Genomic DNA, 22,182 nt, shown 5'->3' with positions numbered 1-22,182 from the left:
ATAGCTGAAAGCCGCAAGGCTCCATAAAAGACCAAACGCGGGCGCCTGCGCCCGTCAAGCATACGAGGAAACCCCATGGCCAGGACTATCATACCGTTCGGCCCCCAGCACCCGGTCCTGCCCGAGCCGATCCACCTGAAGCTCGTGGTGGAGGACGAGATCGTCAAGGAGGCCCTGCCGGCCATCGGCTACGTGCACCGTGGTCTGGAGAAGCTTGCCGACATCCGCGACTACAACCAGATGATCCAGATTGTTGAGCGCGTATGCGGCATCTGCTCCATGATCCACGCCATGTGCTACTGCCAGGGTCTGGAAGAGATGATGAAGGTCGAGGCGCCAAGCCGCGCCAAGTTCCTGCGCGTCATCTGGAGCGAGCTGCACCGCATGCACAGCCACCTTCTGTGGCTTGGCCTGTTTGCTGACGCCTTTGGCTTCGAGGCCCTGTTCATGCAGTTCTGGAAGATTCGCGAGCGGATCATGGACATAAACGAGGCCACGGCCGGCAACCGCGTCATCGTCTCGGTGAACGTGGTGGGCGGCGTGCGCCGCGACCTCTCGCCCGAGCAGTGCCGCTGGATCCTGAAAGAGCTCGAAGAGGTCGAGCGGCAGATCAAGGAATTGCAGTCGACGATGCTCAAGGACTATTCGGTGTGCAAGCGCACCAAGGGCATCGGCGTGCTGACCAAGGAGCAGGCCCATGAGCTGGGCGCGGCCGGTCCCCTGCTGCGTGCGAGCGGCTGGGCTCAGGACTGCCGCCAGCTCGGCTACGCGGCCTTCCCGGAGCTGGACTTCTCGCCCGTTTTCCACACAGACGGCGACTGCTGGGCGCGCGGTTGGGTGCGCTTCATGGAGACGCTGCAGTCCATCAACCTCGTGCGCCAGGCCATAGCCAAGCTGCCGCAAGGCGAGCTTGCGGCCAAGGTCAAGGGCAATCCCGAGGGCGAGATCGTGACCCGCGTGGAACAGCCAAGAGGCGAGCTGCTGTACTATATCAAGGCCAATGGCAAAAAGAACCTGGAGCGGCTGCGCATACGCACGCCAACCTTCGCCAACGTGCCTCCGCTTCTGGCCATGCTGCCTGGTGTGGAGCTGGCCAACGTGCCCGTGGTGGTCCTGTCCATCGACCCGTGCATCAGCTGCACGGAACGCTAAGGGGGAAAGGCCCATGCTCTTCTTTACCAAGACCGCTTTGGGCAACCTGCTGCGCAAGTATTCGACGCGCATGTATCCGCATGTCGTGCGCGAGCCCTTCAAGGATGCGCGCGGAGAGCTCTACAACGAGATCGATAAGTGCATTTTCTGCATGAAGTGCTCCAAGGTCTGCCCCTCGCAGTGCATCACAGTCAACAACAAGGCCGCGACATGGGAGTGCGACCCGTTTGCCTGCGTGTATTGCGGCGTGTGCGTGGAAAACTGCCCGGTAAGCTGCCTGCACATGAAGCCCGCCTATAGAAAGGCCGTCTACAACCGCGAGTTGATCCACATGCAGGGCGAGCTCAAGAAGAAAAAGACAGCTTCGGCCCCGAAGACCACGCCCGAAGTAGCGACAGCGGCCAACCCGGACGATCTGGGCGAGTCACCCGAGTAGGTTTGCCGCGCAGTCCCGGCCCAGTTTTGGCCAAGGGGCGAGTCCGCTTCTCGGAAAGCCTGCGCCCGGTCCAGCTCAAAGCGAGCCCCTATTCAGCCTGAATTCCAGGCCGGTGGAGTCCTCCGCCGGCCTTTTCATTTTTCCTGAGACGAAGTCTTTTCTCCGACAGGCTTCGACGGCCTACGCAGCCCGATTATCGACAGGCTGGTATGTGTTCCGCGGCGGGTGGAAATAAAAGCATGCAATTCGATAAAAAAGCTTGCTCGAAGCGGTACTTGTGCTATGTACCCAATAGGTTTGGGAATCCCGCGTGGGAGAGGACGAAAGGCATGTTGCCAAGGGAGGGGCCAGAATGCAGGCGTTTATCCATGTTATCATCCCGGTCTTGCTCACGGCAGCCATCTGGCTTGTGCTCTCCCTGACCCGCGCCGAGGAAGAGGATTTGCAAGGTCCTGATTCTGAACAGCGGGATAGAATGCTCTAGCTCCAACACGTCGTTTGCGCTTACCTCCGCGTCATGGCGTCCGCCTCGACGCAATAATGCCCATGGAATTCCGTGCTGGAATTGTGTACGGAGCTTCTACAGCATTCATCTGTATTCATCAGTAGCCAATATCGAGGGAACAAGTACACTATGCCCCGCATCCGTACTGACGGCCATCCGGCCGGTCAGTGTTCATCGTCGGGCTCCGTGGGTAGCGGCCCGAGAGTGCAGGGCGAAGTCGTTATCCTGGGAGTGGGCGCGTTCGGGGTGACACCGAGGCAGAACGGCAGCCTGCGCACCTTGGCGTTGGGTTCCTGCGTGGCGCTCATCCTGCACCATCGCGAACGCGCGTTTGCCGGAATGGTCCACATCGCCCTGCCTGATTCGGCCATCAATCCGGCTCGGGCAATCGAACTCCCCGGCTACTTCGTCAACACCGGCGTCGAGGCGCTCATGCGCGCCATGGCCAAGTTCGCGGACGACCTGCCGGTGGGGCTTACAGCCTGCCTGGTTGGCGGAGCCAACGTGCTCAAGGCCGGATCCCTGTTCAATATCGGCGAGAAGAACGTGGCCGCCTTGCGCAAGGAATTGTCCAGACGGCGATTCACGACTCTCATGGAAGACGTGGGCGGGACCATCAGCCGCAGTGTGCAGGTCGATGCCGCCACGGGCTGCGTGCTGATCACATCGCCCGGCAGGGAAAGTTGGGAGGTGCGCCCATGATGCCAAGCTTGATTAATGAGGCCGACACAGCCCTGTCCAAGGATATCTCCGCCCGTATTACCAAACTGCGTCCCTTGTCCAAGTCGGCCATGCGACTCATGCAGCTCGTGGGAGAAGAAGATTATGGACTGGGCGACATCACACGCATCGTGGAGCACGATGCGGCCCTGACGGCCAACGTGCTCAAGGTGGCCAACTCCCCGGCCCTGGGCTTGCGCCACAAGGTCGATTCCCTGGGCAGGGCCGTGACCTACCTGGGCGACAAGATGGTCGTGGGCATCGCCATCGCCGCCAGTTCTCCCGAGGTGTTCGACAGCGAGCTTCCGGGCTATGTGGGCGAACGAGGCGAGTTTTGGCTGCACTGCCTGCACGCGGCCATGGCGTCTCGCGAGGTCTCCAAGCGCGCACGACAACCCGTCAGCCCTGAACTTGCCTTTACCGCAGGCATACTCCACGACATGGGCAAGGTCGTACTCTCGGATTTCCTGGATGGCCAGGACCTGGTTCGACTGCTTCAGAAGAATGGCGGGGACTTCCTGGCCGTGGAGCGGGAACTGACCGGCACCAACCATGCCGAGGTGGGCCTGGCCCTTGCCCAGCACTGGAATCTGCCCGACGTCCTGTGCAATGCCATCGCCCTGCACCACAATCCCGAAAAGGCGCTCCCGGCCGACAAGCCCCTGGTGCATGCCGTGCACCTGGGTGACGCCATAGCCATGCTGGGCGGCACCGGCACCGGCGCGGACGCCATGGGTTACAGTTTGTCCACTGAGTCCCTGCGCCTCTTCGCGCTCGACGAGGGCGAGTTGGAGCGCATCATCCTCGACGTGAGCCTGGAATTCACCGCGGCCAGGAGCTTCCTGGCTTGTCCAGCCGGATAGGGAGGAAGGATGAACAAGTTCCTCATCGTCGACGATAGCTCCTCGGCCCGCTATCTGCTCAAGAGCTATCTCGGCCGCTTTGGGGAGTGCCACGAGGCAGAGCACGGGCGGGATGGGGTAAAGATGTTCGGCAAGGCCCTGCTCGATGGCGCGCCCTACAACCTGGTGGTCATGGACATCATGATGCCGAAGATGGACGGCCACATGGCTGTGGCCAAGCTCAGGGAACTGGAAGCCAAGGCCGGCGCGCCAGAGCCGGTCAAGGTGGTCATGCTGTCCAGCCTGGACGACCCGCGCAACATGCTGCGCGCGCAGTTCGAGAGCGGCTCCGATCTGTATCTGACGAAGCCCGTGGAACTGCAAACCCTGAGGGAGATGCTCGTCTCCTTCGGCCTGGTGGACGAACCTGCCCTGCCTGTAAAGCCTTTTGGCGATGAGGTCTGATGCGGCAGATGCCCGCCGAGACGCCTGAAATGAATTTGGTATACCTCATGATCGCCGCCGGAGGGGTGTTCCTGGAGCCAACGACGGTGCAGACCGTGCTCGGCTCCTGCGTATCCGTGACCTTCCATTGCCCGGTGCGCCGTATCGGCGGAATTTTTCATGCACTGCTTCCGCGCGCCGCGGACTATCCTCGCGACAATCCAGCCAGCACGCCCTACAAGTACGTGGACACGGCCATCCTGACGGTGCTCGACGGCCTGGAGAAACAGGGCGTGCGGCGGCAGGGGCTGGAAGCCAAGGTTTTCGGCGGCTCCTGCGGCAACCAGGACCAGAGTTCCGGCGTGGGCCTGCGCAACGTGGAGGTCGCCTTCGAGACCCTCGAACGCTGCAGGGTGCGCATCAAGGCCGCGGACGTAGGCGGTCGGCGCGGGCGCAAACTCTTGTTCCTGAGCCATGCGGGCGACGTGTACGTGAAGCGGCTGGGCGCGGAAATCCAGGGCGGGGACGAGTCCTGCCGGCCGTGACGCAAGTGTCACGCGCCCGGCATGCCGCGTTCACAGGCGCGGTCTAGACAGAATTCACCTCGACGCATTCTCCAGCTTCTAGAGCAGATTGCTTTTAAGACGCCCGCTCCGGCGTTGACGGCGCAAGTGAATTGCGCCTGCGCCTACGCGGCGGCAAGCCATGCCGACGCATGGCTTGCAGAGCATTTTCAAAAGCAAAATGCTCTATTCTCTTGCCGCAGGGCCGGTTCGCACCGGCCCTCTTTTTGTTCCGCGCCGCCGTGGCGGAGCCTGCCGGGGTTTCCAAGCTCAATTCCAACCGACTGCGAGCCGGGGCCACCAGGCTGCAAGCCGGGCGTTGCGGACTTTCCCGACACGGCTTATGCCTTTTCCGTCGACTCAAGGTTTGAACGCCAGCAGGTAATCCCTTTCAAGGAAAGCTATTCGTGCCCGAGTTGCCCGAAGTCGAAACCATCGCGCGCGGACTGGCCCCGGATGTCCAGGGCCGGGTCATCGCCGAAGTCGAGGTGCGCTATTCCGGCGCGGTCTGCCAGTCCGCCGGGCCGGGCACGACCCGCAAGACCACGACCTCCGAAAAAGGCCGGGCCTTTGCCGACCTGGTGCGCGGCCGGCGCGTGGAAAAGGTCTGGCGCAGGGCCAAGCTGCTAGTGTTCGATCTCGGACCCAAGAACGCTGCTGAATCCGGCGCGGATAAGGTCTCGCCCGCCGATCTGCACCTTGTCTTCCACCTCAAGATGACCGGCAGCGTCTGGCTTCCGCCCGAAGGCGCACAGCCCGACGCGCACACGCATATCGTGTTCACCCTCGACAACGGCGCGAAAGTCCACTTCCGCGACATCCGCAAATTCGGTTGGTGCCTGGCCCTGACGAGCGAGGAGCTGCGCTCCATGCCCTTCTTCGCGGCCTTGGGACCGGAGCCGCTGGAGATCGAAGAAAAGGACTTCGTGGCGTTGTTCAAGGGCCGCAAGGCAGGCATGAAGGCCCTGCTGCTGGACCAGGAGGTCATCGCGGGCATAGGCAACATTTACGCCGACGAATCCCTGTTCCGCTCCGGCATCCACCCCAGGACCAAGGCTGTCGACGTGCCCGAGGCCAAGCTGCGCACCCTGCACAAGGAACTCCAGGCCGTCCTGCGCCAGGCCATCAGCGAAAACGGCTCGACCTTCTCTGACTACCGCACGGCTTTAGGAGACGCGGGAGCGTTCCAGAATCGTTTCCTGGTCTACGGCAGGGCAGGGGAGAAGTGCGTGAAGTGCGGGGGGAAGTTGCAGTCGGAGGTCGTGGCGGGGCGGACGAGTGTGTTCTGTCCAAAGTGCCAGAAATAGTCCCTGCCGTTGCCTTCCCGCCTTGCCTCTGCTAGGCCGAATCGTCCCTGAAGATCCTGCGTAATACTGGCCCCTCGCGCCAGCGCAAAATAGAAACGGGGGGTTTGGGGGGACCGCGTTCCCCCGGCCGCCGGAGGCATCCATAGCCTTGTCCCACTCCAAATCCATCGCCCGCAACGCCGCCACCGTGGGCGGCGCAACGCTCCTCTCGCGCATCGCCGGCTTTGTGCGCGATATGGTCGTGGCCTTCGCGCTCGGCGCAGGCCCGATCTCCGACGCTTTCTTCGTGGCCTTCCGTGTGCCCAACCTGCTGCGTCGCCTGTTCGGCGAGGGTGCGCTGACCATGGCCTTCATCCCCATCTTCGCCCGCGCGCGGCAGGAGCAGGGGCAGGAGCGCGCCTTCGAGATGGCCCGCTCGGCCTTTGTCTGGCAGGCGCTCATCCTGGCAGTGCTCACGGGCCTGGCCGTGGCCCTGGCCCGGCCGCTGACGCTGCTCATCGCGCCCGGCTTCAGCGACGACCCGGCGCAGTTCGAGCTGACCGTGCGGCTCGTGCGCATCTGCTTCCCATATGTCCTGTTCATTTCGGCCGTGGCCCTGGCCATGGGCGTGCTCAATTCCATGGGCCACTTCCTGTCGCCGGCCCTGTCGCCGGTGCTGCTCAACCTCGTGCTCATCACCGCCGCGTTGACGGGCTACTATACGGGCGGGCAGGTAGCGATCTGGCTGGCCTGGGGCGTGTTCGCGGCAGGCGTGGTCCAGCTACTGTTCCAGATCCCGTTCCTGCGTTCGCGCGGCTTCCGCATCATCGGCCCCATGCGGTTGCGCGACGCCTACGTGTCCCGCGTGGGTCGGCTCATGCTGCCCACGGTGTTCGGCGCGGCGGTCTACCAGGTCAACATCATCCTCTCCACCATGCTGGCCTCGTTCCTGCCCTCGGGCAGCGTGACCTACCTGTATTACGCGGACCGGCTGGTGGAATTCCCGCTGGGCGTGTTCGGCTTCGCCCTGTCCACGGCGGCCATGCCGAGTTTGTCGGCTCTGATGGCCAAGGGCGAGACGGACGAGTACCGGCGCACCGTGGACATGACCCTCGCGCTGACCCTGTTCATCAGCATCCCCTCGGCTGTTGGACTGGTTGCCCTGAGCGAGCCGGTCATCGACCTGCTCTTCGGCCGGGGAGCCTTCACGCCGGCGGACGTGTCCGCCACGTCCATGGCGCTCGTGGCCTTCTGCCTGGGCCTTCCGGCCACGAGCATCGCCCGGCCCCTGGTCTCCGCCTTCTACGCCATGGAAGACACGCGCACGCCCGTTATCATCGCGGCCCTGTGCGTGGCCGTGAACATCGGCGTGGGCTTTTCACTCATGCGCCCGCTGGGCCACCTGGGCCTGGCACTTGGCGTGAGCTCGGCGAGCTGGGCCAACGCGCTGCTCCTGTCCTGGGCCTTCCGGCGACGCATGGGCCGCGCGCCCAAGGTATTCCGCAGGATGGCCGCCTTCGGCGCCGTGGCCGGAATCATGGGCGCGGCTGCCTGGTGGACCGCCGCCTGGGGAAAGTGGTCGTTATCATTGATTCCGCTCTGGGCTCTCGTATACATAGGGCTGTCGTACGTGGCCGGGTTCCCCGAGGCCAAGCTCCTTGGCGGCGCCCTTACAGGAAGGTTGCTCAGAAAACGACGGTAGCCATGCCCGAGTTCGTCCCGCTCCCGCTACACCGCTACAATCCGGCCAGGCCAGACCTGCCGCCAGAATGGACGTCAGCACCGGCCGGGCCGCACCTCCACGGTCCCGAACTCTCGCTCCTGGCGGCCAAAAGCCCCTGCAACGTGGTGCACGTGGAGCGGTTGGGCACAGCCGACACGAGCGCCGAGACGCTGCGGCGCTGGCTGGGCGAAGATGTCCTGACGCCTATGGAGCCTGGTTTTCTGCTGCTGCGTAGCGAGTTGCCCAATGGCCGGGCGCGCTGGAGCCTGCTCGGCGGCGTGCCGCTCGTGTCCGTGGCCGAGGGCGGGCTGTTGCGCCTGGAGGATGTCCATCCGTCCCAACGGGATGACCGCCTGGCGCGCATGCGCTCGGCCAAGGCCCAGTTCGCGCCCGTGCTGGGGTTGCTGGAGACTGACTCGGGCCTGAACGAATTTGCGACTTACATAGCCCATGACGAGCCGCTTATGGAGTGCCGGCAGGGCGACGGCGTGCGGCATGTCCTATGGCGCGTGCCCCAGGTCGAGGAACCTGTCGCGCAAGCGGTAGTCAAGGGCGGCACCGCTTTGGTGGCCGGCGGTCACGCGACCCTGGCTGCGGCTTTGGCCTTGTGGGCCGAACAGGGGCCAGGCACGCCGGGCAATCGCAAACCCTGGGACTACGTCCTGTGCTGCGTGACCGACGGCTCGCCGGACGGGCTCGATGTCGCGCCCGTGCACCGCGTGCTGACCTGGTTCCGCAAGTTCGACTGGGAAACGCTGCTCACCAAGGCCGAGGAGCGCTTCCACGTGCGGCCGGCGACCATGCCCGAGGACCTGGCCATGGCGGGCGACGGCGCATTCCTGCTCTATCTGCCCACGACCCTCTGGTTGCTCATTCCGCGAGAGCCTGTCCCGGACACGCACGCCGATAATCCCCAAACCGCCGAGGCCGACGCGCTCCTGGCCCGCTGCCCCGCGCACGTACTGGAGCGAGGCTTCCTGCGCGGCGTGCTGGGCCTGGGCGACGAAGAGCTGGCCAGGCATTTCCTGGACTACTTCCTGTCGCCCGAAGAGGCCCTGCGTCTGGTGCGCGGCGGCGAGGCCCAGGCCGCTTTCATATTGCGACCCACGCCCCTGGCCGACCTGCGCGCCATGGCCAGCGCCGGCCGGACCTTGCCCGCGCGCTCCGTGGCAGTGCCGCCGTGCGTGCCCTCGGGGCTGGTCTTCTATCTGCACGGGCAGTAAGCAAGAAAGATAAAGGCTAAGGCGAATACTGGAGAGGGGCGTTGCCCCTCTCCAGACCTCTCCCCACCAGGGCGTAACGACGCCCTGGACCCCGTGTTTTGAGCTGGGGGGAAGCCATCAGGAGGCGCTGTAAATCTGGGGCGGACGATCCGCAGGCGTTCAGATCGTTATAAATCATGGGAAACCGATGCATGATGCCGTGAGGCTGTTTCCGCGAGGCTTGGCCCAGCCGGAGAAGGGGTTCCGTTTCGGCGCGGACGCGCTGCTGCTGGCCTGCTTCCTGCCGCAAGGGCCGGGGCGGCTGCTTGACCTGGGCACGGGCTGCGGGCCGGTTGCCCTGGGCTGGCTGTTGCGCAATCCGGCAGGCTCCGCCTTGGGACTGGAGCTGAATCCCGAATCGGCCGCCTGCGCGCGGGAGAACGCGGCAAGGCTCGGCCTGGAAACGCGCCTGGACGTGCGCGAAGGCGATGTGCGCGATATGCGCAAGGGGGGTAACAAGCTCGCCGCGAGCGGAGGTTCCGCTCGGCTGGAGCCGGAATCCTTCGATCTTGTGGCCTGCAATCCGCCGTATCACGCTCCAGGCACGGGTCGGACCCCGCATGACGCGGGACGGCTCGCCGCGCTTTTCCATGGCGGTGCAAGCGTTGACGATAATGCCGTTTCCGCCGCGTCCACGCTTGAAGATCCGACTGTTTCAAACGAGACCATCCTCTCGGCGCAGCCGGGAGAACATCGTGGGTCCAGGGGGCCGTTGTCCCCTGGTGGGGAGAGGTCTGGAGAGGGGCAACGCCCCTCACCAGCTCCAGCTCTTACGCCAGCCCAGCTAGGCGACTTCGTGGCTGCGGCGGCGTATGCGCTCAAGCTGCGCGGCCGGGGCTGCTTCGTGTTTCCGACCGAGCGGCTCGCTACGCTACTGGCGGAGCTTGCGGCCTGCCGACTGGAGCCCAAGCGGCTGCGTTTCGTGCATCCCCGCGCGGGCGAGCCGGCGCGGCGCGTGCTGGTGGAAGCACGCAAGGGTGGGGGAGAGGGGTTGATTGTCGAGCCGCCGCTTTTACTTTACAACGGTGCGCACATGACAACCGATGCGCTTGCCTTTTGTCCGTTTCTGTCGTGCAATCCCGTAGTGAATTCGGAAGGAGAGCGGTCGTGACATACGCCGATTCCGTGCGCGCCCTGGCCCCGTGCGGCCTAAGCTGCGAGAAGTGTTTGGCCAAGGATGACGGAGCCATCGCCGGCCACAGCCGGGAGCTGCTACGCCTGCTGACCAATTTCGAGCGCCATGCCGAGCGCTTCGCCGGGATGAATCCGGTTTTCGCCCAGTACCCGGCCTTCCTGGACATGACCAAGCACTTGGCCCAGGGCAACTGCAAGGGTTGCCGCGCGGGCGAGTGCCTGCACAAGGGCTGCCGGGTGCATTCGTGCGTCAAAGCCAAGGGCGTGGACTTCTGTTTCCAGTGCGCTGAGTTCCCCTGTACGAACACGGGCTTCGACCCGTTACTGCAGAAGCGCTGGCAGGCCATGAACGAGCGCATGCGCGAGGTCGGGCCGGAAGGCTTCCATGCTGAAAACAAGGATTTGCCGCGCTACTGAGGCGCGGATTATTCCATAGCCAGGGGCTACAATGCAGCGCATTTCCGCCACATATTCCCCAACATCGTGGGTCCAGGGCGTCATTACGCCCTGGTGGGTGGGGTGCGGGGAGGAGCGAGCCGCTCTGGCAGGCAAAGCCCTTCCTGCATTCTCTTGCCGTCTTCCTTCCTATAGGCTCTCATTATGCTCGTGAAGCTGACCCTGGAGAACTTCCTGGCTCACGGCCGCACGGTCGTCGAGCTTGGGCCGGGCCTGACGGTGCTGGTGGGGCCGAACAACTCGGGCAAGTCGGCCGTGGTCGAGGGCCTGCGTTGCCTAGCCACCAATCCCGCGCCCAGACATTTCATCCGCCACGGAGCCAAGCTGGCCCGCGTGGAGGCCGAGTTCAGCGACGGCACGCGCGTGGCCTGGCTGCGCAAGGAAAAGAGCGCGGGCTACGAGCTTCTGCGGCCCGGCGCGGACAAGCCCGAGGAGTTCTGGAAGCTCCAGGGCAAGGTGCCGCAGGAGATCCAAGACATCCTGCGCTTGAACCTCGTGCAACTGGAGGCCGTGAATCGCAGCTTGGACGTGCACCTGGGCAACCAGAAGGAGCCGATTTTCCTGCTCAACGAGCCGCCTTCGGCCATGGCGGCTTTCTTCGCCTCGTCCAGCGAAAGCGCGCATCTGCTGGGCATGCAGAAGGCCTTGCAGACCAAGGTGCGCGAGGGCAAGGCGGACGAGCGCAAGGTGCGCGGCAGGCTGACGGAGCTGGAGCGCGTCCTGCGCACCCTCACGCCCCTGCCGGACCTGCGCCTGCGATTAGACGCGGCCCGCGAGCGGCATGACGCCATCCGCAAGGCCGAGGCCCGCCTGCCCGAATTGGTCCGCATGGCCGAGGGGCTGCGCAGGCTGGAGCTGTCCCAGAGTATTTTGCGTCGGCGAGTGGAGATCAAGTCGCGCCTGACGCAGGCCCCGCAGCTTTGGCCGGCGGCCCGGCTGGCCGAGGCCCTGACGCTGCGGACGCGGCTGGCCGCCGGCAAGCTGTTGGCCGAGCGCCGCAGGCAGGCTCTGACGCCGCTGGTCGAGCCGCCGCAGCTTTTTCCGGCCGATCGGCTGGCCAAACACCTGGAGACACGGGCCCTGCGCCAGGGCGTGCTGGCCAAGGTTTCACGGCGCAGGCAGGCTTTGGAGCCCTTGCGCGAGCCGCCTCAACTGTTCGATGCGTTGCGCCTGGCCCGGTGGATCGCGGATCGACGCAAGCTGGAAACGCGCATGACCGGCCTGGAGGTCCGCGCCGGTCGCGCGGCCAATCTGCGGCCGCCGCCCGAACCCATGCGGACTCAAGGCCTGAGCGAGGCAGCTCGGACTTTGCGCGAACTCAAGCGCCAGGCCGAGGCCCTGCAAGCCAGGCTGGGACAAAGCGATGAAGCCCTGGTTAAATGCGAGGCGCGCATAGCGGCACGGCTGGCCCAGATCGGCTCCTGCCCGTTGTGTGGCGGCAGCATGGACGCCGAGGCCTTCCTGCGCCGCCACGGGTGCGCGCACGCCGAGGGCGCGACGTGCGGAGGCCGCCATGGTTGAGGAGATTCGCGCCCGCGGGCTCATGCTCATACCGGATGCCCATTTCGCGTCCACACCGCCGGGGCAGCGGCTGGAAGGCTTCCTTGAGCAAGTGCTGGCCAAGGTGCGCGCCTGTCTGGAGCATGCCGAGGAGCACGACCTCGTGCCGGTCTTCCTGGGCGACCTGTTCCACTGGCCGCGCGAGAATCCCAATGCGCTGCTGGTGGCGCTCATCGAGCTGTTTCGGCTCTGGCGGCCTTTTGTGCTGGTGGGCAACCACGACAAGTACCAGGCCCGCTACACCCAGGACGTGTCCCTGGCCGTGCTCGAAGCGGCCGGCGCGGTACGGGTGCTCGGCGAGCCCGGCCCGGCCCTGGCTCTGCTGACGCCGCAGGGCCGCGTGCTGGTGGGCGCTTCGCCCGACGGCGCGCCCATCCCGCACTCGTTCGACCGCAGCGACGAGCAGTGGGTGGTCTGGCTGACCCATCACAACCTCAATTTCCCCGACTATGACGACAAGCCCGTGCGCCTGCGCGAGATTCCCGGCGTGGACTGGGTTATCAACGGCCACTTGCATCGGCCGCAGCCCATGCAGGTCGTGGGCGGGACGCGCTGGGCCAATCCGGGCAACATCACCCGGCTTACCTTCAGCCGCCGGACCATGGAGCGCACCCCGGCCGCGTCGGTTTGGCTGCCCGGCGCGCAGGAGCTGGAGCGTTTCGTGGTGCCGCATCTGCCTTTCGCGGCCGTGTTCCCGGATCAGGAATTGCCGCCCGAGGAAGAAGCCGGCAAGGAATCCGACTCTCTGTTCCTGCACGGCCTGGAGCGTCTGGCTTGGCGGCGAACGGCCGAGGGTGCGGGTCTGCGCGAGTTTCTCATGGCCAATGTGAACCCCGAGCTTCCCGAAGCCAGGCTTGTCTGGGAACTCTATCAGGAGGTCGTCCGTGACGATGCGAAATAGCCCTTATGCCGGCCAAGCCGGTCAATCTTCCCAGCAACAGGCGTCCCAGCAGCCGTCCGCGCAGCCGTCTCAGGACCAGCGTCTGGAGCAGGAACTGGCCCAACTGCGCGCCGAATACGAGAAGCTCAAGATGGAGCGCGTGCGCACGGAGCAGAACCTGGCCAACTTGAGCCAGCAACTGCGCGAGATGGAGGAGCGCGCCCAGGCCGAGTACGGCACGGCCGATCCGGTAGAGCTGGAGCGGCTGCTGGCCGAGCGCCGGGCCGAGAACGCCCGTCTGGTTGAAGACTACCGAAAGCACATCGAGGCCATCCGCGCCGACCTGTCGGCCGTGGAACGCGGAGTGGAGGACGGCCGATGAGCCAGCGCGGCACGGGCGTGCTGGCCTACATAGTGGCCGCCTTCAGCATCTCCTGGACGCTGTGGTACGGACTTGCGGGTCAGGGTTGGGAGCCGGGCAGCTCGGACCTGCGCTGGGCCGTGCTGCAGGGTGCGTTCGCCCCGGCCCTGGCGGCCATCGCCGTGCGGCTGTGGGTGGACAAGGGCTTCGGCGACGCGGGCTTGAGGCTCAATCTGCGCAAAAGCTGGAAATACTATCTGCTGGCCTGGTTCCTGCCCCTGCCGGGCATGGCGCTGGTGCTCCTGCTGGCCCAGACCTTTGGCCTGGCCGAGGTGGACTGGACCTTCCGCTCCGGGCTGGCAGCCTTGGCCGCGTCAGAAGGCGGCGCGGCCTCGGACATGCCCGGACCGTGGGTCATGGTCATGTTCTCCCTGGCCTCGGCTGCGATGACCATGCCCATCCTGTTCGGCGAGGAGTTCGGCTGGCGCGGCTACCTGCAGCAGCGCATCTTCCGGGGCGGAAGGGGCAAGCCCCTGATCGCGGCCGTGGTTACGGGCTGCATCTGGTCCCTGTGGCACCTGCCGCTCAACCTGCAGGGCTACAACTTCCCGGACCAGCCGCTGGCGGGCGCATTCGTGTTCACCGTGAGCTGCATCCTCCTGTCCATCATCTTCGGCTGGTTCCTGGCCGCCTCCGGCTCCATCTGGTGCGCCAGCCTGGCCCATGCCTCCACCAACGCCGTGGGCGCATCGCTTGTGCTGCTGGCCACGGGCGGCAAGCCGGGCATCATGGCCGCCTACCTGGGCGTGCTGGGCTGGGTTCCCCTGGGGCTTCTTGCCGCCTGGATAGTGGCCACGGGCCGCCTGCGGCCGGCACCGGAGGAGCCTGCTCCCGCTTCGGGCCACGAGCATGAACAGGATGTGCTGTGAGCCACGGCGACACCGGATCATTCAACCTGCCTGGCCTGTCCGGCCCGTCTGGTCCGTCTGACTCTGTCGGTCCAGCTGGTCCGGCAGAGCGGCCTGATTTATCCACGGTGTCCGTTATAACGGACTTGGCGGGCTTGGCCGATTTGGCCGATCCGCGCGAGCTGGAGCGCCGCCTGGACGGACTGGCCGGAATCGCCGAGGCGCGCCACAAGGATTACCTGCGCGCCACGGCGGAGCTTGCCGAGATCAGCGCCTTCCTGGAGCTGGCGCCCAAGGCCGAGGCCCTGCTCGAGAAGCTGTCGCAGTCCCTGTTCGGTGAGCTGCTGGACGAGATCGAGGCCAACCTGACTCAGGCCATCCGCGAGATTCTGAGCCAGGACCGCGTGGTCAAGAGCGACCGCGAGACCAAGGGCGGCCGCCTGCACGTGAGCTTCCGCATCGAGAACCAGGGCCAGGTCGAGGACATCCTCGTGGGCCAGGGCGGTTCGGTCTGTAACATCCTGTCCGTGTCCCTGCGGCTCATCGCCCTGTCCCAGCTCGATCCGACGCGCCACAGACCCTTCCTGGTGCTGGACGAGCAGGACTGCTGGCTCAAGCCCGAGCTGGTGCCCACGTTCATGAAGCTCATCCGCACCATCGCCGAGCGCCTGGGCCTGCAGGTGCTGGTCATCAGCCACCATCCACTCGACCTCTTCGCCACCCAGGCCGAGATCATCTACGGCCTCGCACCCTGCCGCGACAACGGCGTGAGCCTGACGCGGCTGAAGGGCGGCACGGCGGAAGCGGCACAGGACGGATAATACGAAAGGCGTAAGAGCTGGAGAGGGGCGTTGCCCCTCTCCAGACCTCACCCCACCAGGGGCGACGTGCCCCTGGACCCGCGTAGTTAGGGGGCGCTGCCCCCTGAGGGCAAGTGCATCGCGTCGTCCGGCACCGTTTAAGCTGCTTCCTCAAGAGATCCATTTCCTGCGATTTTAAACTCCTGGCCCAAGCGACCCGTCGTCATGGGCAGGTCTTGACCGCCCTGGTCTTGGTGCTAGTCTGGCGCGGGCCGAAACCAACAGCTCCGGGGGAACCTCATGCACGTCTGCTTTATCGGCGACTCGCTCGTGCTGGGCACGCACGATCCGGAATTTTGCGGCTGGCCGGGCAGGCTCGCCGCCATGGCCCTGGCTGTCACGGACAAGGAATTGAACGTCTATAACCTCGGCATACGCGCCAACAGAACCAACGACATCCTGGAACGCTGGCCCACGGAGACTGCCCGCCGCCTGCCCCAGGACCAGGATTGCCGGCTCGTGTTCAGCTTCGGCGGGGCCGATGCCTCCAGGCCAGAAGGCTATCCCCGTGTCGATGCGGCAACGTCCGTGTCCAACGCACGGCTCATCATGCAGGCGGCCCAGGCGCAATACCCAGTGCTCTGGATCGGGCCCACGCCCATGCACAAGCCGGAGCACAACCAAGGCACGGCGGAGTTGAACCGAGGCTACGCCGGCTTGGCCGGGGAGCTTGACATTTCCTACCTGGACGTATTTACCCCTCTGTCCGCCAGCCACGTCTACCTGGAGGAACTCCAGGCAGGCGACGGCGCGCATCCCGGCGCTACCGGCTACCGCCTCATCGCTGAGCTGGTGGCCGGCTGGGACGCTTGGCGCGCCTGGTTGCGCTGAATTAGGAATAGCCTCCGGCGGCCGGGGGGAGAGCCTCCCCCCGAACCCCGGCATGGGAAAATTTGAAGTTTCGGTGCCGGAGTGCGTTTCGCCATTGGCGAAACGCACTCCGGCACAAACATCGCGGGTCCAGGGCGTCGTTACACCCTGGTGGGGAGAGGTCTGGAGAGGGGCAACGCCCCTCTCCAGCTACCACGCAAATCAACCGGCCAAGCCCTGGCCGAACGAAAGGACTGCTCTTGCGCTCATTCGCCAGCGACAACCACTCGGGCGTGCATCCCAAAGTCATGGAGGCCATTGCCCGCGCCAACCAGGGCCATGCGCTCGCCTATGGCGAGGATTCGGTCACGGCCGAGGCCGACGCCCTTTTGCACCGCCACTTTGGCCAGCACATCGATACTTACTTCGTGTTTCTGGGCACAGCCTCCAACGTGCTCGGCCTGCGCGCCGTTGCTCGTTCGCACCATGCCGTGCTCTGCGCCGATACGGCGCACATCAACGTGGACGAGTGCGGCGCGCCCGAGGCCATGGCCGGCTTCAAGCTGCGCACCGTGCCAAGCCGCGACGGCAAGATCGAGCCCCGGGACCTGGAGCAGTTCCTGGCCGACGTGGGCGTGCAGCACCACAACCAGCCTCGGGTGGTGTCCATCACTCAGTCCACGGAGCTTGGCACGCTGTACACACCTGACGAGGTGCGTGCCCTGGCCGACTTCGCTCATGGGCACGGTCTGCTCCTGCACATGGACGGCGCGCGGCTGGCCAACGCGGCGGCTGCCTTGGGCCTGGGTCTGGGCGACATCAGCGGCGCGTGCGGCGTGGACGTGCTCTCCTTTGGCGGGACCAAAAACGGACTCATGCACGGCGAGGCAGTCATCTTTTTCGATGCCCGGCTTTCGACTGAGTTCCGCTACATCCGCAAGCAGAACATGCAGCTTTGCTCCAAGATGCGCTTCATCGCCGCGCAGTTCACGGCCCTGTTGACGGACGACCTGTGGCGCGAGAACGCATTGCAGTCCAATCGCATGGCCGCTCTGCTGGCCGAGAAGGTTAGGGACTTGTCGGGAGTGCGCATCACCCGACCGGTGCAGGCCAACGCCGTGTTCGCCGTCATCCCGCAGCGGGCCGTGGCCCCCCTGCAGGCTTGCTATCCCTTCTATGTCTGGAACCATCTGACGGGCGAAGTACGTTGGATGACCTCTTTCGATACCACTCCGGCCGACGTGGACGGCTTCGTGGAGGCCCTGCGCAAGGCCGTGCGCGACTGATCTCGACTGATTCCGGCTGACCCGCGGGAAGGCGGAACGAGGGCGGTGGGTATGGCGACCCGCCAACGGACTGCGCTGATCCAGGGACGAACTCCATGCGAGAACGCCCCTGTCGGGGCTGGAGAGGGCAGGGCCCTTTCCAGCTCTTTGCAAAAAAAAACGCTAGTTCTCCGGTACTTCGGTGGCGCGCGGATCGCCTTGCTGGTCTATGTTTCCCGATCCGCCTTGGGCCCCGGCCGGAGGAGTCCCGTACTCGGGCGTGGTGTCGTAGTCCGGGCTGCCGTAGGACTCGCCGGTGGGCACCTCGGCTGGGCCACGGCCTTCTTGGTCGCCCATTTCGCCATTCAGATCGTAATTCTCTGGTCCGCGATCCTCCTGGGTGCCGTAGGGACTTACGCGCATATCGGTTTCGTCTTCAGCCGCACGCTCGGTTTCCTGCTCCGCCCTGGGCTGATCGAGAGTGTCGCCCTCGGAATCGTCCATGGGGCTCACGCCGCCCGTGGTGCCCTGCTCGCGGGTGATGCCGTACTCGTCGGCCTGGGGCAGGGGCTTGACGCCGCTCTCGCCCGGATTGAGGGGCTCGTACGGGTTCTCGCCGGGGCTCACGACTTCGCCGGTATTGCCCGGCAACATGTATTCCTGCTCGCTCAGCACGCCATCGGCATCCCTATCCATTTCCGAAAATGCGCGATCGGAGGAACCCTCCCCATAGGATTCCCGCAGCTCGTCCTGGCTGATGGCATTGTCGCCGTCGCGATCCACATCCCCGAAAGCACGGTCCATGACATGGCCCTCGTGGCTGCCGTGGGAGCCTTGCTGCGGGTCCTGATAAGTTGTCTGCTGGGCCATGGCCGGCATGGCGACGAGCAGAGCGAGAAAACCCGCGATCAAGATACGATACTTCATGTCCACCCTCCTGTTGGCATGCTGGGACTAAAAAGCCCGGCCTTTTGGGCCGGGCGCTCCGTTCGTTACTGGCTCTCTCCACCTTCCGAGCCTTCCTGGCCACCGGCCATTTGGTATTCTTCCTGGCTCAACCCGCCGTCGGCGTTCTGGTCCATCTCACTGAAGGAGCGTTCCTGAGTGATCTGATCGCCATAGGACTCCTGCAGTTCGCTTTCGGTGACCATGCCGTCGGCATCTTGGTCCACTTCCTCGAAGCCGCGATCCATGGCCATCTGGCCGGATTCGCCGCCTTCCTTGGATCCGTATGACTCGAATCCGCCGGAGCCCCAATCCTTGCCTACCTGGGCCATGGCCGGCACGGCCACGAGCAGGGCCAGCAGACTTGCGATCAAAGCTATACGTTGCATGACAAACCTCCATTTGTGTTCGGGTTCATGTCTGGTGAAGCCCTGCCAATAGCCCAGGTCATACAGGCGACATATCGGAGCCGTTCGTTATTTGCTGTCGGATGCTGACGGGCCGCGTGGAGGCGGTGGGAGGACAAGCCTGTAAGGAAATACGGAGCGCCCCTTGAGCGACGTTGCGAAAATCCTTCCTTAAAGCGGGCCATTGGGATAAGCCTGGAAGCATGTGGATACTCGGGCTTGTCATCCTGATAGCGGCGGGGCTGATCTTTTGGGAGCTGGGCTTTCGCGCGGCCGGGGTGCGGCGCATCTCGTCCGCGACCCTGGATCGCTGGCGCAGGGAGGGGCGGCGGTTCACCATCGTGGACGTGCGTTCACCCCTGGAGCACGGCTGGTTCCGTGTGCCGGATTCGCTCAACGAGCCGCGGCTGGTCCTGACCAACCGGTTGCCGGACAGCTTGAAGGACGCGCCGCGCGACCAACCGCTGGTCACGGTGTGCATGAGCGGACACCGCTCGGACTTGGCGGCAAGAAATCTGCGCGAGCAGGGATTCAGCGAAGTCTACAGCCTGTCGGGCGGCGCGGCTGGCTGGCGCCTGGGTGGACATGAAACGGAACAGGGGCCAACCGGCGGTCCGGGAAGTCCAGCAAGTCCGGGCTGGCCGGCGTGGGTGCTCAGGATGCCCTGGTACTGGGTCTGGGCGTCGATCAGCCTGATGCTGTTGATGGTGGGCCTTTGGCGGCATGGGGCCGTGCTCATTCTGCTGGCCCTGATAGGCATTGTGGCGGCCTGGCTGGGTTTCCCGCCCGTGCGGGAGGGCAGCCTCGCGGCCCAGGCGCTCGCGGCGACAAAGGCTTGGCTGCGCGAACCCCTGAATACGCGCAAGGTCCTGGAGCTGATCGTGGGCTTGACCCTGGTCGCCCTCTTCGTCTGGTCCTTCTGGACCCATCGCCTGGGCACGGGCATCGTCGTGATCATTGCCGCCGTGGTCTTCAAGGTCCTGGCCTACCGGCGCATGACCTCGGGCTGAGGGGCTACAGTAGCCGCCAGGCCGATCCGTCGGGCCGTGAGGCCCGGAAGCGCGACCAGGCCAGGCATGCCGGCAGCAGGGGCGCAAGTCCTGCCAGCCAGACCAGGTACACCCCGGCCAAACCAACGCCGGGAGCCACGATCCAGCCCAACAGGGCGTACAGCCACAAATGCAGGATGTAAAAGGGCAGGGCGCTGCGGCCCACGGCCTGGAGCAGGCGCAGCGACGCGTGGCCGGCGCGTGCCGACACACGATGCAGCAGGCCCAGCACGAGCAGGAACTCGCCCAGCGTCAGGCAGAGGAAGGCCGGGCTGGGCGGATATTTTACCGCATAGAGAAACGACCATAAGTGATCGTCCGGCAGCGGCCGCAGGTTGGCCGGCACACCGCCCCAGGCGCGCATCAGGGCGAACAGGAGCAGCAGCCCGAGCCCGATCAATGGCAGGCGGCTCTGCATTGCCCCGGCGTCGCGTTGCAGCGCGCGGCCCATGGCAATGCCTGCCAACACGATCCCCAGCCAAGGCAGCAAGGGATAGAGCACGATGATTCCATTGTCGCGACCGGGGACGGCGAGCAGCCGCAGCCACAGGGGCACGGGCTCGCCCCAGTGCGCGAACGGCGGCAGCAGCAGCCAGCCCAGTCCCATCGCCGCCAGGGCCAGAGTCAGCAACGCGCCAGCATTCATCCTTGCCAACGGCCCGGTCAGGAGCATGCACGCCCCGAGCATGGCCAGCACGCCCACGTAGATTCCGCCGCCATAGGGAAATCCCGCGCCCAGTCGCCAGGCCCAGTTCTCCAGCGTGAATTGCAGCGCGATCAGCAGTGCGCCGCGCAAGGCGAAGCGTCCGAACGCGCTGGAAGTACCGCCTGTCCCATGCCTGTGTCCGGCCAGCAGGGCCATGCCCGCGCCCATGAGCAGGGCGAAGCCTGGCGCGCACATGTGCGAAACGGCGCGGGTCAGGAAGGCCGGCAGGGAGGCGTAGTCCGGGAACTGTCCGCCCCAGAATTCGCCGCCGCGCTGGGTGCCCAGGCCGGCCATGGAGTTGGCGTGATCCAAGGCCATGAGCAGCATGATCAGGCCCCGGCCAAGATCAAGGGCTGCAAGGCGTCCGAGGGGAACGTGTTGAGCGGTCTCGCGATCCATGGCCTCAGCATAGCAGTTTGGACGCGACGTTCACATAAAACGCGTGAACTCGCGTCCCGCGCCGTGTATCATGTGAGTCCAAAAGCCGACACTGATGGAGGTAGGCATGGACATATTCGAGCTTATTCACCGCGAGGACGAGAACATACTGAGTACCCTGAATACCTTGGGCAAGACGCCGCCCCACAATGTGGAAAGTCGGCGTCTGCTCGTGGAGGAGACTCGGGCCAGGTTGCATGCCCTGGAGCGCGTGGAGAAGGAAACCGTGTTGCCCGAACTGCGCAAGGTCGAGGCTCGTGACGACTTGGCCGCCGTGGCCGAGCAGGATTTCTCCGATTTCATGCGCATGCTCGACGAACTGCTGGGCTCGAACCTGGACAGCCCCCACGACCAGCACCGCATTGACGACCTGACCAGACAGTATGGACGCTTCGCCGAATGGCGCGAGAACAACCTCTACCCACGCTTGCGCAGCTATTTGCCGCCTGAACGATCCGAGGCGCTGGGCGAGAGGTCCGAGCGCAGGCTGCGGGAATTCTGGCCGGGTGGTCATGCATAAAAGCAGGCGGCAGGGCCGTTCGGATGCCCAGCCGCCGTTTATCCCATAGCCCATGCGAGCCGGAAACGGCGTACGTTGTTTGTCAGGACGGTCTTATGACGGATCGGTCCACGCTGCTAGAGCGCGAAACAAGATGATGAAAGAGGTATCAGCTTGCCCGGGGTTCCACTTTCCAAGCCATGATGGGCGTGAGCGGCTTCTCGCCTACGAGATCGAAGCGTACGGCCGCGAAAGCTCCCAGGCCTGGCGGATAGAGGATGCCGTTGAGCAGCCTGCAGAGAGCGCGATCCCGCCAGCTCCAGGGGGGGCCGGGCAAAACGGAGCGCGCGCGGGATGGACGTAGGCCCGCCTCGGCCATGAAGGCGTCCCATACTTCGGGCCAGGTGCGCCAGCGGGCATTGCGCAAGGGTCCTTGACAGTCCGTCCAGGGCCAGCACTTGCCATTGGTCAGATAATAGAGCGAGCGGCGGTTGAGAAAGCCGATGAGCACGCCCTTGCGGGCTACACGCACGGCCTCGGCGATGGCGGCTTGCGCGTCGTCGCAAAATTCCAGCACCGTGACCAGGGCCACGAAGTCGAATTCCTTGTCCTCGTAGGGCAGGCATTCGGCATGGCCGACTTGCAGGTCCGCGGCCTTGCCCAGGCGCTGGCGCGCGGCTGCGAGCATAGGCGGCGAGGGATCGATGCCCGAAACGTCGAAGCCGGTCTGCCAGAACATCTCCAGGAACAAGCCGGAGCCGCAGCCGACTTCCAGCAGTCGCTGGTTGCGCCGGGGCCAGGGCGAGATGAGGTACTCAAGCAGGGCTTTCTCCCGCTCCAGGGCGATCCGCCCTGGTTCGGTCTGAAACCACGCCTCATAGCGTCTGACCTGCTTTTCGTCGAACCGCATGTATTTACCTCGCCGCGCGCCGCCCTCCCGGACAACCAGAGACGACGCTAATGCGGCAGAA

The 22,182-nt window shown here is 65.1% G+C and carries 25 protein-coding genes; 21 read left to right on the top strand and 4 right to left on the bottom strand.

Features of this window, described 5'->3' with window-relative positions:
• The first annotated feature begins 75 nt into the window (after nt 1–75).
• The 19 genes from H585_RS0101400 to H585_RS0101310 all read left to right on the top strand — a co-directional run bounded on the left by H585_RS0101400 (nt 76) and on the right by H585_RS0101310 (nt 17,188).
• Nucleotides 76–1,152 carry a hydrogenase large subunit gene (locus H585_RS0101400; protein WP_027366461.1) on the top strand — a complete coding sequence of 359 codons (1,077 nt, stop codon included), beginning with the start codon at nt 76–78 and terminating at the stop codon, nt 1,150–1,152.
• Nucleotides 1,153–1,165: 13 nt separating this feature from the next.
• Nucleotides 1,166–1,588 carry a 4Fe-4S binding protein gene (locus tag H585_RS0101395; RefSeq protein WP_027366460.1) on the top strand — a complete coding sequence of 141 codons (423 nt, stop codon included), beginning with the start codon at nt 1,166–1,168 and terminating at the stop codon, nt 1,586–1,588.
• Between the two features lie 352 nt (nt 1,589–1,940).
• Nucleotides 1,941–2,072 carry a hypothetical protein gene (locus tag H585_RS23800; protein ID WP_274532688.1) on the top strand — a complete coding sequence of 44 codons (132 nt, stop codon included), beginning with the start codon at nt 1,941–1,943 and terminating at the stop codon, nt 2,070–2,072.
• Nucleotides 2,073–2,222: 150 nt separating this feature from the next.
• Nucleotides 2,223–2,795, top strand: coding sequence for a chemotaxis protein CheD (locus H585_RS0101385; protein WP_014258771.1), 573 nt, complete (start codon nt 2,223–2,225; stop codon nt 2,793–2,795).
• Nucleotides 2,792–3,676, top strand: coding sequence for an HDOD domain-containing protein (locus tag H585_RS0101380; RefSeq protein WP_027366459.1), 885 nt, complete (start codon nt 2,792–2,794; stop codon nt 3,674–3,676). The genes H585_RS0101385 and H585_RS0101380 overlap by 4 nt, the downstream gene beginning before the upstream one ends.
• 9 nt (nt 3,677–3,685) lie before the next feature.
• The gene (locus H585_RS0101375; protein ID WP_027366458.1) at nt 3,686–4,120 is read left to right on the top strand and encodes a response regulator; all 435 of its coding nucleotides are present in this window, start codon (nt 3,686–3,688) and stop codon (nt 4,118–4,120) included.
• Nucleotides 4,120–4,644, top strand: coding sequence for a chemotaxis protein CheD (locus tag H585_RS0101370; RefSeq protein ID WP_027366457.1), 525 nt, complete (start codon nt 4,120–4,122; stop codon nt 4,642–4,644). Before H585_RS0101375 ends, H585_RS0101370 begins: the two co-directional genes overlap by 1 nt.
• 425 nt (nt 4,645–5,069) lie before the next feature.
• Entirely contained in the window at nt 5,070–5,969 is a 900-nt protein-coding gene (gene mutM, locus H585_RS0101365) for a bifunctional DNA-formamidopyrimidine glycosylase/DNA-(apurinic or apyrimidinic site) lyase (RefSeq protein ID WP_027366456.1), read from the top strand.
• Nucleotides 5,970–6,117: 148 nt separating this feature from the next.
• The gene (murJ, locus tag H585_RS0101360) at nt 6,118–7,650 is read left to right on the top strand and encodes a murein biosynthesis integral membrane protein MurJ (RefSeq protein WP_014258766.1); all 1,533 of its coding nucleotides are present in this window, start codon (nt 6,118–6,120) and stop codon (nt 7,648–7,650) included.
• Between the two features lie 2 nt (nt 7,651–7,652).
• Entirely contained in the window at nt 7,653–8,894 is a 1,242-nt protein-coding gene (locus H585_RS0101355; RefSeq protein ID WP_027366455.1) for a DUF1015 family protein, read from the top strand.
• Between the two features lie 199 nt (nt 8,895–9,093).
• A complete protein-coding gene (locus H585_RS0101350) occupies nt 9,094–10,044 on the top strand; it encodes a tRNA1(Val) (adenine(37)-N6)-methyltransferase (protein ID WP_244432449.1) in 951 nt (316 codons plus the stop codon).
• A complete protein-coding gene (locus H585_RS0101345) occupies nt 10,041–10,484 on the top strand; it encodes a DUF3795 domain-containing protein (protein ID WP_027366453.1) in 444 nt (147 codons plus the stop codon). Before H585_RS0101350 ends, H585_RS0101345 begins: the two co-directional genes overlap by 4 nt.
• Before the next feature lie 183 nt (nt 10,485–10,667).
• Nucleotides 10,668–12,044: an AAA family ATPase gene (locus tag H585_RS0101340; protein WP_027366452.1), complete on the top strand. Its 1,377-nt coding sequence runs from the start codon at nt 10,668–10,670 to the stop codon at nt 12,042–12,044.
• Nucleotides 12,037–12,984, top strand: a complete 948-nt coding sequence (locus H585_RS0101335; RefSeq protein WP_027366451.1) for a metallophosphoesterase family protein — start codon at nt 12,037–12,039, stop codon at nt 12,982–12,984. The genes H585_RS0101340 and H585_RS0101335 overlap by 8 nt, the downstream gene beginning before the upstream one ends.
• On the top strand, nt 12,968–13,345 hold the full coding sequence (locus H585_RS0101330; RefSeq protein WP_027366450.1) for a hypothetical protein: 378 nt from the start codon (nt 12,968–12,970) through the stop codon (nt 13,343–13,345). Before H585_RS0101335 ends, H585_RS0101330 begins: the two co-directional genes overlap by 17 nt.
• Nucleotides 13,342–14,253: a CPBP family intramembrane glutamic endopeptidase gene (locus H585_RS0101325; protein ID WP_027366449.1), complete on the top strand. Its 912-nt coding sequence runs from the start codon at nt 13,342–13,344 to the stop codon at nt 14,251–14,253. Before H585_RS0101330 ends, H585_RS0101325 begins: the two co-directional genes overlap by 4 nt.
• On the top strand, nt 14,250–15,053 hold the full coding sequence (locus H585_RS0101320; RefSeq protein WP_027366448.1) for an ATP-binding protein: 804 nt from the start codon (nt 14,250–14,252) through the stop codon (nt 15,051–15,053). Before H585_RS0101325 ends, H585_RS0101320 begins: the two co-directional genes overlap by 4 nt.
• Before the next feature lie 279 nt (nt 15,054–15,332).
• Nucleotides 15,333–15,923 (top strand): DUF459 domain-containing protein, encoded by a 591-nt coding sequence (locus tag H585_RS0101315; RefSeq protein ID WP_027366447.1) that lies wholly within the window; start codon nt 15,333–15,335, stop codon nt 15,921–15,923.
• A 239-nt stretch (nt 15,924–16,162) separates the two neighbouring features.
• Entirely contained in the window at nt 16,163–17,188 is a 1,026-nt protein-coding gene (locus H585_RS0101310; RefSeq protein WP_027366446.1) for a threonine aldolase family protein, read from the top strand.
• 162 nt (nt 17,189–17,350) lie between these two features.
• Here the strand turns inward: H585_RS0101310 and H585_RS0101305 are convergent, their stop codons facing one another.
• Complete coding sequence (locus tag H585_RS0101305; protein WP_027366445.1) at nt 17,351–18,094, bottom strand: EF-hand domain-containing protein; 744 nt, start codon at nt 18,092–18,094, stop codon at nt 17,351–17,353.
• A 65-nt stretch (nt 18,095–18,159) separates the two neighbouring features.
• Entirely contained in the window at nt 18,160–18,501 is a 342-nt protein-coding gene (locus tag H585_RS0101300; RefSeq protein ID WP_027366444.1) for an EF-hand domain-containing protein, read from the bottom strand.
• A 221-nt stretch (nt 18,502–18,722) separates the two neighbouring features.
• Here H585_RS0101300 and H585_RS0101295 point away from each other — a divergent pair, with 221 nt between their 5' ends.
• Entirely contained in the window at nt 18,723–19,529 is an 807-nt protein-coding gene (locus H585_RS0101295; RefSeq protein ID WP_027366443.1) for a rhodanese-like domain-containing protein, read from the top strand.
• Nucleotides 19,530–19,533: 4 nt separating this feature from the next.
• Here the strand turns inward: H585_RS0101295 and H585_RS0101290 are convergent, their stop codons facing one another.
• Complete coding sequence (locus H585_RS0101290; RefSeq protein ID WP_027366442.1) at nt 19,534–20,673, bottom strand: acetyltransferase domain-containing protein; 1,140 nt, start codon at nt 20,671–20,673, stop codon at nt 19,534–19,536.
• Nucleotides 20,674–20,779: 106 nt separating this feature from the next.
• On the opposite strand from H585_RS0101290, the gene H585_RS0101285 reads away from it, so the two are divergent.
• Nucleotides 20,780–21,232 (top strand): hypothetical protein, encoded by a 453-nt coding sequence (locus tag H585_RS0101285; protein ID WP_027366441.1) that lies wholly within the window; start codon nt 20,780–20,782, stop codon nt 21,230–21,232.
• A gap of 148 nt (nt 21,233–21,380) precedes the next feature.
• On the opposite strand, the gene H585_RS0101280 is transcribed toward H585_RS0101285, so the two are convergent.
• Nucleotides 21,381–22,121, bottom strand: coding sequence for a class I SAM-dependent methyltransferase (locus tag H585_RS0101280; RefSeq protein ID WP_027366440.1), 741 nt, complete (start codon nt 22,119–22,121; stop codon nt 21,381–21,383).
• Nucleotides 22,122–22,182: the final 61 nt, after the last annotated feature.

Origin of the sequence: Desulfocurvibacter africanus subsp. africanus DSM 2603, from assembly GCF_000422545.1 — a bacterium.
Taxonomy (GTDB): domain Bacteria; phylum Desulfobacterota; class Desulfovibrionia; order Desulfovibrionales; family Desulfovibrionaceae; genus Desulfocurvibacter; species Desulfocurvibacter africanus.
This window is presented reverse-complemented; position numbering and strand designations above follow the sequence as displayed.

Bases quoted from the DNA above. Each gene is read 5' to 3' on its own strand.
- H585_RS0101400 (WP_027366461.1), top strand. From the start codon at position 76: ATGGCCAGGACTATCATACCGTTCGGCCCCCAGCACCCGGTCCTGCCC.
- H585_RS0101395 (WP_027366460.1), top strand. From the start codon at position 1,166: ATGCTCTTCTTTACCAAGACCGCTTTGGGCAACCTGCTGCGCAAGTAT.
- H585_RS23800 (WP_274532688.1), top strand. From the start codon at position 1,941: ATGCAGGCGTTTATCCATGTTATCATCCCGGTCTTGCTCACGGCAGCC.
- H585_RS0101385 (WP_014258771.1), top strand. From the start codon at position 2,223: ATGCCCCGCATCCGTACTGACGGCCATCCGGCCGGTCAGTGTTCATCG.
- H585_RS0101380 (WP_027366459.1), top strand. From the start codon at position 2,792: ATGATGCCAAGCTTGATTAATGAGGCCGACACAGCCCTGTCCAAGGAT.
- H585_RS0101375 (WP_027366458.1), top strand. From the start codon at position 3,686: ATGAACAAGTTCCTCATCGTCGACGATAGCTCCTCGGCCCGCTATCTG.
- H585_RS0101370 (WP_027366457.1), top strand. From the start codon at position 4,120: ATGCGGCAGATGCCCGCCGAGACGCCTGAAATGAATTTGGTATACCTC.
- H585_RS0101355 (WP_027366455.1), top strand. From the start codon at position 7,653: ATGCCCGAGTTCGTCCCGCTCCCGCTACACCGCTACAATCCGGCCAGG.
- H585_RS0101340 (WP_027366452.1), top strand. From the start codon at position 10,668: ATGCTCGTGAAGCTGACCCTGGAGAACTTCCTGGCTCACGGCCGCACG.
- H585_RS0101335 (WP_027366451.1), top strand. From the start codon at position 12,037: ATGGTTGAGGAGATTCGCGCCCGCGGGCTCATGCTCATACCGGATGCC.
- H585_RS0101325 (WP_027366449.1), top strand. From the start codon at position 13,342: ATGAGCCAGCGCGGCACGGGCGTGCTGGCCTACATAGTGGCCGCCTTC.
- H585_RS0101315 (WP_027366447.1), top strand. From the start codon at position 15,333: ATGCACGTCTGCTTTATCGGCGACTCGCTCGTGCTGGGCACGCACGAT.
- H585_RS0101305 (WP_027366445.1), bottom strand. From the start codon at position 18,094: ATGAAGTATCGTATCTTGATCGCGGGTTTTCTCGCTCTGCTCGTCGCC.
- H585_RS0101300 (WP_027366444.1), bottom strand. From the start codon at position 18,501: ATGCAACGTATAGCTTTGATCGCAAGTCTGCTGGCCCTGCTCGTGGCC.
- H585_RS0101295 (WP_027366443.1), top strand. From the start codon at position 18,723: ATGTGGATACTCGGGCTTGTCATCCTGATAGCGGCGGGGCTGATCTTT.
- H585_RS0101290 (WP_027366442.1), bottom strand. From the start codon at position 20,673: ATGGATCGCGAGACCGCTCAACACGTTCCCCTCGGACGCCTTGCAGCC.
- H585_RS0101285 (WP_027366441.1), top strand. From the start codon at position 20,780: ATGGACATATTCGAGCTTATTCACCGCGAGGACGAGAACATACTGAGT.
- H585_RS0101280 (WP_027366440.1), bottom strand. From the start codon at position 22,121: ATGCGGTTCGACGAAAAGCAGGTCAGACGCTATGAGGCGTGGTTTCAG.